At 62.2% G+C, this 11,553-nt stretch carries 16 protein-coding genes; 3 read left to right on the top strand and 13 right to left on the bottom strand.

Going from position 1 to position 11,553, the window contains the following annotated elements; all coding sequences use genetic code 11:
* Position 1 precedes the first annotated feature (1 nt).
* The 5 genes from PMYSY11_RS12545 to lysC all read right to left on the bottom strand — a co-directional run bounded on the left by PMYSY11_RS12545 (position 2) and on the right by lysC (position 2,049).
* A complete protein-coding gene (locus PMYSY11_RS12545) occupies positions 2-295 on the bottom strand; it encodes a PAAR domain-containing protein (RefSeq protein ID WP_150549374.1) in 294 nt (97 codons plus the stop codon).
* Positions 295-771, bottom strand: a complete 477-nt coding sequence (locus tag PMYSY11_RS12540; protein ID WP_150549373.1) for a phage baseplate assembly protein V — start codon at positions 769-771, stop codon at positions 295-297. Before PMYSY11_RS12540 ends, PMYSY11_RS12545 begins: the two co-directional genes overlap by 1 nt.
* A gap of 74 nt (positions 772-845) precedes the next feature.
* A complete protein-coding gene (locus tag PMYSY11_RS12535; protein ID WP_150549717.1) occupies positions 846-1,316 on the bottom strand; it encodes a phage virion morphogenesis protein in 471 nt (156 codons plus the stop codon).
* On the bottom strand, positions 1,313-1,792 hold the full coding sequence (locus PMYSY11_RS12530; RefSeq protein ID WP_150549372.1) for a phage tail protein: 480 nt from the start codon (positions 1,790-1,792) through the stop codon (positions 1,313-1,315). The genes PMYSY11_RS12535 and PMYSY11_RS12530 overlap by 4 nt, the downstream gene beginning before the upstream one ends.
* On the bottom strand, positions 1,789-2,049 hold the full coding sequence (gene lysC / locus PMYSY11_RS21900; protein WP_239655481.1) for an Rz1-like lysis system protein LysC: 261 nt from the start codon (positions 2,047-2,049) through the stop codon (positions 1,789-1,791). The genes PMYSY11_RS12530 and lysC overlap by 4 nt, the downstream gene beginning before the upstream one ends.
* A 37-nt stretch (positions 2,050-2,086) precedes the next feature.
* Here lysC and PMYSY11_RS21895 point away from each other — a divergent pair, with 37 nt between their 5' ends.
* Positions 2,087-2,383: a hypothetical protein gene (locus PMYSY11_RS21895; protein ID WP_239655480.1), complete on the top strand. Its 297-nt coding sequence runs from the start codon at positions 2,087-2,089 to the stop codon at positions 2,381-2,383.
* On the opposite strand, the gene PMYSY11_RS12520 is transcribed toward PMYSY11_RS21895, so the two are convergent.
* From PMYSY11_RS12520 to PMYSY11_RS12485, 8 genes are all read right to left on the bottom strand, one after another.
* Entirely contained in the window at positions 2,335-3,177 is an 843-nt protein-coding gene (locus PMYSY11_RS12520; RefSeq protein WP_150549370.1) for an N-acetylmuramidase domain-containing protein, read from the bottom strand. The two genes, PMYSY11_RS21895 and PMYSY11_RS12520, sit on opposite strands and share 49 nt — an antisense overlap.
* Positions 3,174-3,497: a phage holin, lambda family gene (locus PMYSY11_RS12515; protein ID WP_172970690.1), complete on the bottom strand. Its 324-nt coding sequence runs from the start codon at positions 3,495-3,497 to the stop codon at positions 3,174-3,176. Before PMYSY11_RS12515 ends, PMYSY11_RS12520 begins: the two co-directional genes overlap by 4 nt.
* A gap of 3 nt (positions 3,498-3,500) precedes the next feature.
* Positions 3,501-3,962 carry a hypothetical protein gene (locus PMYSY11_RS12510; RefSeq protein WP_197737976.1) on the bottom strand — a complete coding sequence of 154 codons (462 nt, stop codon included), beginning with the start codon at positions 3,960-3,962 and terminating at the stop codon, positions 3,501-3,503.
* Positions 3,953-4,162: a tail protein X gene (locus tag PMYSY11_RS12505; protein ID WP_150549368.1), complete on the bottom strand. Its 210-nt coding sequence runs from the start codon at positions 4,160-4,162 to the stop codon at positions 3,953-3,955. Before PMYSY11_RS12505 ends, PMYSY11_RS12510 begins: the two co-directional genes overlap by 10 nt.
* Positions 4,162-4,626, bottom strand: coding sequence for a head completion/stabilization protein (locus PMYSY11_RS12500; RefSeq protein ID WP_150549367.1), 465 nt, complete (start codon positions 4,624-4,626; stop codon positions 4,162-4,164). Before PMYSY11_RS12500 ends, PMYSY11_RS12505 begins: the two co-directional genes overlap by 1 nt.
* 104 nt (positions 4,627-4,730) lie before the next feature.
* Entirely contained in the window at positions 4,731-5,450 is a 720-nt protein-coding gene (gene gpM, locus PMYSY11_RS12495; RefSeq protein ID WP_150549366.1) for a phage terminase small subunit, read from the bottom strand.
* 3 nt (positions 5,451-5,453) lie between these two features.
* A complete protein-coding gene (locus PMYSY11_RS12490; RefSeq protein ID WP_150549365.1) occupies positions 5,454-6,461 on the bottom strand; it encodes a phage major capsid protein, P2 family in 1,008 nt (335 codons plus the stop codon).
* Positions 6,462-6,488: 27 nt separating this feature from the next.
* Positions 6,489-7,340 (bottom strand): GPO family capsid scaffolding protein, encoded by an 852-nt coding sequence (locus tag PMYSY11_RS12485; protein ID WP_150549364.1) that lies wholly within the window; start codon positions 7,338-7,340, stop codon positions 6,489-6,491.
* Between the two features lie 150 nt (positions 7,341-7,490).
* Between PMYSY11_RS12485 and PMYSY11_RS12480 the strand changes: the two genes are divergently transcribed.
* Positions 7,491-9,248 (top strand): terminase ATPase subunit family protein, encoded by a 1,758-nt coding sequence (locus PMYSY11_RS12480; RefSeq protein ID WP_150549363.1) that lies wholly within the window; start codon positions 7,491-7,493, stop codon positions 9,246-9,248.
* A complete protein-coding gene (locus PMYSY11_RS12475; protein WP_150549362.1) occupies positions 9,249-10,301 on the top strand; it encodes a phage portal protein in 1,053 nt (350 codons plus the stop codon).
* Positions 10,302-11,553 lie beyond the last annotated feature (1,252 nt).

Raw genomic sequence — 11,553 nt, 5'->3', positions numbered from 1 at the left:
CTCAGCCTCCTGCAAACACGTTGGCGCTGCCAGCGGCAACGGCGGAGCCACAGGCGACGGGGTCGCCAATGCGGCCCAGGGGCTTGCCGTTGGCAAACACGCTGGCGCTGCCCATGGCCAGCGTGCTGGCGTGGGTTTGCGGAATGGTTGGGCAGGTGTGCGCGGCCCAGCCATCACCCTGGCGGTGGGCGGCAATGCCGTTGACGAAAACGTCGGGGCTGGCGCCGGTGCTGGGGCGCGGCGGCCAGCAGCCGTGGCCGGTGCAGGCGTCGCCTTTGCGGGTTACGGCGGGCATTAGTTGAGGTCCACGCGGGCGCCGGTGATGGCGACGTTGCCAGCAGCGGTGAGGGTGATGTTGGCGCCGCTGGTAATGCTGATGCTGCCGGTGGCGTTGATTTCAGCCGTGCCGGGCAGGGTGGCGCGCAGGTGCTTGGCGATGCTGTCGTATTCAATGACGGCGCCGTCGCGGTAGGTGCTGCGGTGCAGGCCCTCGCGCTCGCCGTTGGCGGGGATTAGGTCACTAAACAGGCCGGTGAGCGCGACGCCCTGGGCGAGGATGCCGGATGGGCTGAACAGCACCACTTGCTCACCGATGGTTGGCGGGTTCCATGCCCGATCCGCGCCGGCGCGTGGGGTTAACCAGGGCAGCCAGGTGGTGAGGATATTGCCGGTTTTAACCTGCACGCGCGGCGGGTTGACCTGCACGGCTTCGACGGTGCCGAAGCGGATGAGGTTTTCCAGTTGGCGGGCCAGTTCGGTGAGTGAGTTCATGCCACTGATGCTGACGCTCGCGCGGGCGCGGGGCACGTGGCCGGCGTTGTCAGCAGGGGGCTGAAAACGCCGGGCTAGGGAATGAGGTGGTGCAGCAGTTGGTCACGGATCAACTCCAGATCCGCCGGGGTGAAGCCGAGCAGCTGACGCTGGGCGTATTGCACGTCGCGGGCGTTGCGCCCTGGGCGGTCGCGCAGGCCGTATTGGTGCACGCGGGCCAAGCGGGCGGTGCGCTGCATAAAGCCGATGGCGATGCTGTTGGCGGTGCTTTGCAGCTTGAGGTGTTTGGCCTGGCGCAGCTTGGTAAACATTGGGGCGGCTTTGCGCTGGCGCTTGATGCGGCCTTGCTTGCTGCGCAGTTGCTCGCGGGGTTTACGCGGGGCGAAGGCGGTGCCGTCTGGGTTTTGCTGGGCGGCGATGCGCTGCTGTTGGCTGCGGCGCAGGTCGCGGGCAATGCTCTGGTTGAGTGTGCGCCGGGCGCCGGGCGCGAGGTTGTTGAGCAGGGCGCCGGCCCAGTCTTCCAGTGCGCGCAGGTCATCACTCACAGCTTGGGCCACTCGGCCAGCACTTCACCGGCGGCGGTTTCGATGCGCAGGGCGCTGAGGGTGATGGGTTCCTCTGGCTGTGGCTCAGCGGGGTGGCTGATCTGCAGGCTGTTGTCGGGCTGCTTTTTGACGATCACGCGCTCGGTGAGGGGCAGTTTGATGGACAGGTCGACTTTGCTGTGGTCGAGCACGTCGGCCTCAAAGGTGATGGCGGTTTTGCCAAGCTCTAGGTTTTCCATCAGCTCGCGCTGGTTGACCAGCACCCAGGCCAGCAGGGGGATGGCGACGGCATCCGGGTGGCCGGGGAAGTCGGTGAGGATGATGTTGAGGGTGTACGCATATTCAAACGAGAGGCCCGGCGCGGCGGTGCTGCGTATGGTGCCTTGGTCGATAAACACCAGCAGCGCGTCGGGGTTGTTTTTCAGATCGGGCACGCTGGCCAGCAGGTGGGCGCGCAGGGATTCGGGTTTGTTCATGGGTCTGCTCGCGGTTGTTGGTGGCTGTAGATCATGTCGACCTGGGCGGCGCATTCGGCCCAGGCCGCGATCAGGTAGTCGCTGTCGTCGCTGAGTTGGCCGTTATTCTGCGGCGCTGCTGGCAGCAGGCTGCAGGGCGTTACGACGGGACAACCACTCACGGTAACCGTGTGCTCCGGTAAGGCCGGGGCGCTCATGCAGCCGGCGAGCAGCGCCAGGGAGAGGCTGGCTGCTCCAATCACTAAAACTCGGGTCATTACGGCGGATCTCCTGTTTTTGGATGTGGCGGGTGGCGTGCTGTTGGCGCACGTCGGCCTGGGCGGTTTGCAGGCCCTGCTGGGCGGTGCGTTGAGCGGCCAGCTCGTCGCCCATGCGGACGATGGCAGCCGCTTGGCGCGCGTTGCGTTGGTTGAGCTGCGCGATGCGCTCGGCGGCCAGGCTTTCGCGGGCTTTTACTGCTTGGCCCTGCTGGTATTGGCCCCAGGCCAGCAGGCCAAGGGCAACAAACAGGGCGAGGCCGTAGCCGAGTTGGCGCAGGGTGGTCATGCCGCCACCTTGTGCCCACAGTTGCAGGCGGCATGGCGTTGGTAGGCGCGTTCCAGTTTGACGTCGTAGAGGTTGCGGGCGTAGGCGGGGCCGTTGTAGCGCTTGGCGAAGTCTGCCCACTTTTTGGCCTTGAGGGCTTTGTGCAGGGCAGGGTCGGCCTCGATAAAGCGCACGAAGGCCTCAAACTGTTCGGCCTCGTTGGCGGCCATGCGGGTGGTGAAGTCGGTCAGGCTGGCATAGCCGAGGTGCTGCCAGTGGTAGCCCATGATTTGAAACGCGCCCCAGCTGGCGGACTCGTCGGCGCTGAGGGCATCCAGCAGGCGGGCGTTGGCCAGGCGTTGGTGTTCGGCGGTGCCGCCGGCGTAGCCACCGGGGCGCGGGTTGACCAGGTTGGGGTGCAGGCGGGCGAGCTGGTCGGCATGGGCTTTGAGTGCCGCGGCGTCGTCATCGGCATGGCGCGGGGTGCTGAGCAGGCGGTGCATGATGTGCCGCTCAAACAGCACTTTGGGTTTGCCGTTGGCGAGGAAGCCGGCGCCGGTGCTTTCCACTTCGTTGACGGCATAGACGGCGGCCAGCTCTAAGCCCAGGCGTTTGGCAGCGGCCACTAGGGTGGTGTTGCTGAGCAGTTTGCTGCAGTCGGCGCCGGCCAGTGCGGCGAGGGTTTTAGGGCCGGCGATGCCATCGGCCACCAAGCCGACTTTGAGCTGGTAGGCGCGCACTGCGGCCTCGGTTTCGTCGCCATAGTCGCCATCGGCAAACAGTTTGGCGCCGTGGCTGTTGAGGGCGCGCTGTAGTTGCAGCACGGCTTGGCCTTTATCGCCGTTTATGAGTGTGGTCATAGGGTGTCTACCTTTTTGTCGAGCACTTTTTTAGCGGCGGCGCGGCTGGTTTCAACGCCCAGCAGGCCGACCATGCAGGCGAAGAACACGCCGGCGCTATCGGGGGCGCCGATCAGCGCGGGGGCGTAAGAAACACCCACGCCGAGTAGGCCGCACAGCGGTGCCTCAAGCGCCAACTGGCGGAAGCGGCCACCGCTGTAGATGATTCGCCACGAGCCTACGAACAGGGCCATGAGGCCGGCGTAGATGGCCGGGTGGTTTTGTTCTAGCCAGATGGCTAAAAACGCCCAGGTTTCGGGTCTGTCAGGCATGTGCTGCATTCCTTAGCCCTCTTTGAGTGAGTGGCCGAGCTGGACAAAGGGCAGGCGGTTGATGCGGTTGACCACTTCACCGAGCTGGGCGGGGGAGTAACGCTGGGGGTTGGCGAAGCCGAGGGCGGCGGCGCAGAACTCGCTGCAGAACATGCGCCGGCGGCTGTGCAGGCCGCTGGCGAGCAGCTGGCTGAAGAAGATGCCGGCCCAGTCGTAGCCCTTGCCGTCGTGCTTTCCGTAGAGGTGCCAGATGATGTTTGGGCTGGCCCAGGGCAGGGGGATTAGGTCCCAGTGTTCGAGGTTGAGTTCGATCATTTTCAGGCGCACGCCGCCATCCATGGCCGAGGCGGACAGCCAGCGGCCATCGGGCATGACAATTTCACAGTGGCTGTATTTGGAGCGCGTCCACAGGCGGATCAGGCGGTTGAACAGGGTGCCTTTGCCTTTGTAGAGCGCCAGGTAGATCAGTCCCATAAATTCACCACTTGGCGTTGTGTGGCCTGGGCGGCTGCCTCGGGCATGTTGATAAGGGTGCCGTTGGGCAGCACGGGGCCGAGGTCGGCCAGGCCGGGGTTGGCGTCGAGCACTTGCTCGACCACGCCGGCGGTGCGGCCGTAGTAACGCCAGCAGAGGGCGTCGACGGTGTCGCCTTGTTGGGCGCGCAGGCTGGCCATTAGAGCGATTCCACGGTGGCGTGGCTGCGACCGATGAGGGTGCGCAGGGCTTTGCGGGCGTCGCGGCGCAGTTGGTCGGGGCTGCTTTCTTCTTCGCTGGCCTTTTGCTCGCCGCTGTTGGTGGCGTCAAAGCTGTGGTAGCGCTCGATCAGTTCGGCGGTGGTGTTGCAATAGATGACGCGCCGGTAGAGGTGCAGCAACTGGCTTTGGTCTTTGATGGTGTTGGCCGGTACGTCGCCCAGGGTGGCGTGGCCTTCGGCCTCGCGGGCCAAGCGGTAGCCGGCCAGCTCGCGGTTGGCTTCGATCATGGCGTTGACGGTGGCCACCTCTAAGCGGGCATCGGTAACGGCGGCGGTGAGGCGCATGGCGGCGCGCAGGTGGGCGCCGTCGATGTCCGGCCAAAAGCCGCCTTGGGCGATTGGGTAGGCGGTGTCGGTGGTGCCGGTTGCGATGAATCCGCTCATGCCTGCCGCTCTGAATAGGTCGGCGGTGATCGGGGCGTCACAACGAGGAAAGGAGATAACCTGTTGATCAGCCCCGAGCCGCCGGGATGCGTGGGGACGCTCGGTTAGCTGGCTGGCGGGGTGGCTGGCTCAGCGTGTTTTTTTAGGAGGCGGTCGACGCGCTCCAGGTCTTTTTTGCCGCCGCAGTTGCTGTGCAGGTCGATGGCGCGGCTGAGGTGTACTTGGGCGGCTTGCAGGTGAATGGGGTCTAGCTCGGCGGGGGCGTCGGCATCCACCAGCGCGGCATATGCCTTGCCGATGGCCAGGTGCAACTTGGCGCGGGCTTGGTCGGGCATGTCTTGCTCGACAGTGACCTGCGCGGCGCGCTCCAGAACGTCCAACGGGAAGCTGTCGCCAGCCTTTTGTGCTTTGAGGGCGGCCTCGGCGATTTCCTCAGCAATGAGGGTGCCGGTGGTGCGCTCGAAACGGTCGGGCATTTTCATGTTGTGGCGGATGACGTAGTCGGCAATCTCCAGCGCGCCGGGGTAGTCGGCGGCGTCGATGCGCCACAGCATGAGGGTGGTGAGCACTTCGTCCTGGGCGCCGTTGCCGGCCTCCAGAACGCCTTGCACGTAGGGTTCGTATTCAGGCAGCAGCAGGGCCTTTAGCTCAGCCTTGCCCTGGTTGGACTGCACCTGCTTGAGGCGCGCCCGGTGCTGGGCCAGCTGGGCCAGTTGCAGCTCGTAGCTGTTGGCGCCGTCCATGGTGGCGGCCGGCGCAGTAGCGGCGGCCTCCTTGGCTGCGCGGGTGCGCAGCTGGGTGCGTTGGGCAAGGGTGAGGGCCATGGGTTATACCCGCTCGATGTTTTCAACCAGGGCAACGAGGCCGAGGTCTTCGATGACGTAGGCGTCGTTGGACGACTGGTAGTCAGCGATGCGGTCGAACTCGGGTTCGTCCTTGATGTGGCGACGGCGGGCGCTTTCCTGCCAGTAGATGGACAGGTTGCTCAGGCTGGTGATGAGCACACCGCCATCGATAAAGAACGGCGCGTCTTCGATCTTCAAACCGCCCAGGCGGCCTTTGGTGAGGATCTCGTCGGCGGCGTTTTCTTCCTGGTTGGATGCGGCGCCTTTTTCCACGGCGGCCAGTTGTTTTTCGTGCAGCAGGGCGCGGTCAACGATGACGACCAGGTCGCTGCGCTTGCGGTGCCATGGGTCGAGCAGCTGGATGGCGTCGAAGACCAGGCCGTCCAGGGTTTTGTAGTCGCCAGCGGCGCCCACGGTGACTTTGCCGGCTGTTGCGCCTTCGGCGATGACGCGATCGGGTGCGTTGGTGCGGATCTTCTGCAGCCAGCCAATGTTGACGTCTTGCAGCAGCGGGCTGGTACCACGGTTGGTGGCGGTGGCGACGCTTGTGCCGTTGAAGCCGATCATGATGCGGTCGAGGCCTTGGCGCTTGGCAATGACGTTGGCCAGGCGCACTTGGAAGTCGGGGAACTTGGCCCAGGCGTCGAGCTGCACGTAGGGCAGGGCGGTGTCGAAGTCGGTTTTTTTGCAGCTGTAGGCGTCCTTGGTGAGGGCAGCCACGCTGGCTGGGTTGCGACGGTTGCCGCCGGCGGTGTTGGTGCGGCTGGCGGTCGGGCCGTTGACGCCCAGGCCGATGGCTTCGCCTTCCTGGTCGTTGACCGGGAACATGTTGATGCTTTGCAGGAAGCTGTCGGATTCCTGGACGGCGGTTTCCAGCTTCTGCTGCACCGATGGGGTGACGTTGAAGCTTTCGGTGGCACTGGGCACGCCGTTGAGCTTGGCAATGTGCGCGAGCAGGCCGTTGTAGACGACGCGGGTTTCGTTACGCATGGGTGGTTCTCCGGGGGTTGGTCAGGGTTAGAAGCTGGACAGCTGGGCGCCATCGCCGCCGGTTGCTGGCGGGCGTTTGTGCTGGCTGTGGTCTTCGGTTTCACCCAGACGCTTGACCAAGGCGGTAAATTCGCCGGCCAGTTTTTCGTGGGCGCTTTGCAGGGCCTGCTGGGCGGCCTGCTGGGCGGTGAAAGCGTCGCTCTGGTCCTTGGCGTGATCGGCCAGGGCTTCGATGGACTCGGTCAGCTCGGAGAACTGGGTGTCGTCCTTGACGTCCTTTTCCTTGCTCTTGGTCAGCAGCTCGGAAACGCGCTTGTACAGGCCGAGCACTTTGCTAGCGGGCTCGGTGACTTCGTCGAAGTCGAGGGCGGTTTCTTCGGCTGCGGTAAACAGGTTGTCTTTGGCCTGTTTGCGGTTGGTAAGTGTGCCGTGCTGGGCGCTAAAGCTCAGGGCTTCGGTGCCTAAGCTGGCAGGGCTGTCGGTGATGGCCAAGCCGACCAGGTAGGCCTTGCCGGTATCGGCAAACTCGGGCTGCACTTCGATTGAGGTGTAGACCTTTTGCCCGGCTTTGTTGAGGGCGAGCAGGGCGTCGTTGGGCTCAATTTGGGCGAACAGGGCCAGCTTGGTGACGCCGCCGATTTCAACTTCCTCAGCTTTGAGGGCGAGCACGTCACCGTAGGCGCCAAATTCACCGCCGGGCATAAAGCCTTTGATGTGCTCACAGTTGAGGCGGGCGCCGTAGGTGTTGGGGCTGTACTGGGCGGCCATGTCTTCGATCCAGGTGCGGTCGATTTTGCGGCCATCAGTGGTGGCGCCTTCTACGGCGATGCGGGTCCACTTGGAGCGGTATTTTTTGGCGGGGGTGGCGGATGCGGCCATTGGGTCTGTCCTCGATGCGGTGGCGGGGCCATTGCGTTGAGGGCATGGTCGGCACCGCGCGCATGTGCGGCAACGCGGCGCTGTTGTTAGGGCGGGCCTGACAATACGAGGGGCGGGTAGGCTTCGCGTGCGCGCGTCAGCATCTGCGCCATGAATGCCATTGTTGAATTGCCTACGGACCACCGCCGCCACGCCAAGCACTTGTACTGGCAGGGCTTTCGCGTGTGCGAAATTGCCGAGCTGATCGGCGAGAAAGAAAAAACCCTGCACAGCTGGAAGGCACGCGACGAATGGGACCGGGCCACGCCGCTGGAGCGTATCCAGGCGGCGACCGAGGCGCGGCTGGTGCAGTTGATCCTCAAAGATCCGAAGTCGGGCGCGGACTACAAAGAGATCGATCTGCTAGGCCGGCAACTGGAGCGCCAGGCCCGCATTGCGCGCTTCCAGGAGGGCGGTACCGAAACGGACTTAAACCCGGAACTGGCCAAGCGCAATGCTGGCGAGAAGCGTAAACCGAAGCGCAACGAAATTGCAGAGGAACACGTCGAGAAGCTGATTGAGGCGTTTCTAGATGGCTGCTTTGATTATCAAAAAGACTGGTACCGGGCGGGCAATCAGCGCACCCGGGCGATTCTTAAATCACGCCAGATCGGCGCCACGTATTACTTTGCCCGCGAGGCGTTGATCGATGCGCTGACGACGGGGCGTAACCAGATTTTCCTCAGTGCGTCGAAAAATCAGGCGCATATTTTCAAGGCGTATATCCAGGCGTTTGCCCGCGAGGTCATCGACGTTGATTTGACGGGTGATCCGATCATTTTGCCGAACGGTGCAGAGCTGCACTTTTTGGGTACCAATGCGCGCACGGCGCAGGGCTACCACGGCAACTTTTATTTCGATGAGTTCTTCTGGACCTTCAAGTTTAACGAGCTGAACAAGGTGGCCAGCGGCATGGCCATGCAGAAGCAATACCGGCGCACGTATTTCAGCACGCCCAGCTCAATGGCCCATGAGGCGTACACCTTTTGGACGGGCGAGCGGTTCAACAAGGGCAAGCCGGCGGCGCAGCATATCAAGCTGGATGTGAGCCACGGCGCGCTGCACCAGGGCCGATTGTGCGAGGACCGGCTGTGGCGGCAGATCGTCACCATTCTGGATGCCGAGGCGGGCGGCTGCGATCTGTTCGACATCGATGAGCTGCGCCTTGAGTACGCGGCCGAGGCCTTCCAAAACCTGCTGATGTGCGAGTTTGTCGACGACGGGGCGAGCATCTTTCCGCTGAACATGCTGCAGCCGTGCATGGTGGATAGCTGGGTTGAGTGGGCCGAGGATTACAAGCCATTCGCGGCGCGGCCGTTTGCTGATCGGGCGGTGTGGGTGGGCTATGACCCAGCGGAAACGGGCGACTCAGCCGGCTTGATTGTGGTGGCGCCGCCGATGGTGCCGGGCGGCAAGTTCCGCGTGCTTGAACGCCATCAGTTCCGGGGTATGGATTATGAGGCCCAGGCCGAAACCATCCGCCAGGTGACGATGCGCTATTGGGTTACCTATATCGGCATCGATGTGACCGGCATGGGCAGCGGCGTGGCGCAGCTGGTTAAGCAGTTCTTTCCGGGCTTGAAGACGTTCAGCTATTCGCCCGAGGTGAAAACCCGGCTGGTGCTCAAAGCCTGGTCGGTGATCAGCAACGCGCGCCTGGAGTTCGACGCCGGTTGGACTGACTTGGCGTCAGCGTTGATGGCCATTCGCAAAACCGTCACCGCGAGCGGGCGGCAATTCACCTACACCGCCGGACGCACCGACAACACGGGCCACGCCGACTTGGCCTGGGCCTTATTTCACGCACTGCACAACGAGCCACTTGAGGGCCAAACGGCCTCAAACACGGCCATCATGGAGATCTATTAGATGAGCAAGCGCCGCCATTCTGGCCAGCAACTGGCCACGCAACCGCCCGCCGTCGAGGGTGAGGTGCTGCACGCGCCCACCGCCAGGGCTGAGGCCTTCACCTTTGGCGACCCGATGCCGGTGCTCGATGGCCGGGAGATCCTCGATTACCTGGAGTGCTGGAGTAACGGCCGCTGGTTTGAGCCGCCGGTGTCGCTCGACGGCCTGGCCAAGTCGACCAAGGCCAGCGTTTACCTGCAGAGCGGCTTGACCTTCAAGCGCAACATGCTGGAGCGGCATTTCATCCCGCACCCACTGTTGGGCCGGGCGGCGTTCGGCCAGTTGGCCTTGGACTGGGTGACCTTCGGCCAGGCTTATGTTGAGCAGCGCCAGAACCGACTGGGGCAACCGCTGGCCCTGTTGCCGTGCTTGGCCAAGTACATGCGCCGGGGCATCGATCTGCAGACCTATTACCAGGTGCGCGGCTGGAAAGATGAGCACGAATTTAAAGCGGGCAGCATCTGCCATCTGCGCGAGGCCGATATCAACCAGGAGGTGTACGGCTTGCCGGAATGGCTCGCGGCGCTTCAGAGCGCGCTGCTCAATGAAAGCGCCACGCTGTTCCGGCGCAAGTATTACAACAACGGCAGCCACGCTGGTTTCATCATGTACATGACCGACGCGGCGCAGAATGAGGACTTCGTCGACGACCTGCGCAACGCGATGAAAAACAGCAAAGGCCCCGGCAATTTCCGCAACCTGTTCATGTACGCACCCGGTGGGAAAAAGGACGGCATCCAACTGCTGCCGATCAGCGAGGTGGCGGCCAAGGATGACTTTGCCGCGATCAAAAACATAAGCCGCGACGATCTGCTCGCCGCGTTGCGCATTCCACCTCAGTTGCTGGGCATTGTTCCCCAGAACGCTGGCGGCTTTGGCAGCCTGCGCGAGGCCTCAGAGGTGTGGGCACTCAATGAACTGGAACCAATGCAGGCCCGGCTCGCCCAGCTGAATGGCTGGGTGGGGGAAGAGGTGGTCAGGTTCCGGCCCTTTGAACTGCCCCCCAAGGCCTGACCAAACCGCAACACCCAAGCCGCCCACGAGGCGGCTTTTTTGTGCCTGCTCGCCAGGCAGCAGCACCTGGGGCCCAGGCTGAGGGGGCAGGGCAACCAGCACCCGGCGCGCGCAGTCTTCCCCACTCCACGCCTGCGGGCTAAAGGGGGCACTATTTCTTCACACCTGCACCCTACTCAGGGCGGGCCGCTGCGGGCGGTTGCTGCGGTTTTAATGGCGCGGCAATACCTGCGGAAGCCTGCGATGTAGCGTCCTTTCTAGAGCGCTTCTGGTGGCTTCTGCGGGGCTGGTTTCAGTTTCGCTATCGGTTTGAGGTAATTTTGGTTAGGCATAAGCTTTTTCAAGCTGTACCCCTCGGTTTTGCTGGCTTTGGCTGATTACCTTGGCGGGTAATTAGAGGTAAGGGTAAAGGTAATTTTTTCGTAAGTGTTTGATTTTAAAGGGCTGCACAGTTTTATTGCCTGACCACTGTTTGGGGTATTCTCATTACCTAATAATTACCATTTTATTACCTTTAACAATATCGCTTAAATCATTGATAAATATGAGGTTTATGCGTTTATTTTACACACCTAACCAAAATTACCTCAAAAAAGGGGGTCAACATAAAAACGATTGACCGTCTTTGGAGAAGCTCTTAGAGTGCGTCGCCCTTCATTCACTGGGAATGACTTGGGAACAAATCTAGGCTTGTGCACTGCGCGCAAGCCAATAGCAATCAGCCGCGCAGATCGAATGGGCTATCGTTGGTGAGTTCGAGTCTCTCCGTCCGCACCATCTAAGCTGCTGTTATCAAGCATCGCTTCGATCGCAGTAGTACAAAAGGCAGTTCCGAAAGGGCTGCCTTTTGTCGTTTCTGGGGTTTGTGTTTTAGCGCTTTCGGTGCTTGCTCAGATCCAGATCTGCTTGCAGTCTCGTGCGGAGGTTGCCTACCTGAGTTGAGCGTTCGCACCCTGCAGATCGCGTCGCCATCATTGATCGGGTTATAACCCGGTTCTAGCTGGTAACTGTCTGATTTATAGAGGGTGTCGCTGTTCAAATTTCGGATAGGCGTGCAGGCCTTTTCCACCAGTGAATGCCTTAATGCGTGTATAGTGGTTATCGGCTGTGTCTTTGTAGCTGCCTCCGGCAATACTCAGGCGCACTCTGGGAATATCAACACGCTGATTAATGACCCTGTAGCCTGCTGATGAACGTGGGCTGCAGTAAATGGGTGATCTTTGCATGAGCTTGAGTCTCTGCATTTTCACCA

Source organism: Pseudomonas marincola (genome assembly GCF_900682675.2).
GTDB classification, from domain to species: domain Bacteria; phylum Pseudomonadota; class Gammaproteobacteria; order Pseudomonadales; family Pseudomonadaceae; genus Aquipseudomonas; species Aquipseudomonas marincola.
The sequence above is the reverse complement of the archived record's forward strand: the minus strand, read 5'-3'. Positions and strand labels throughout refer to the sequence as shown.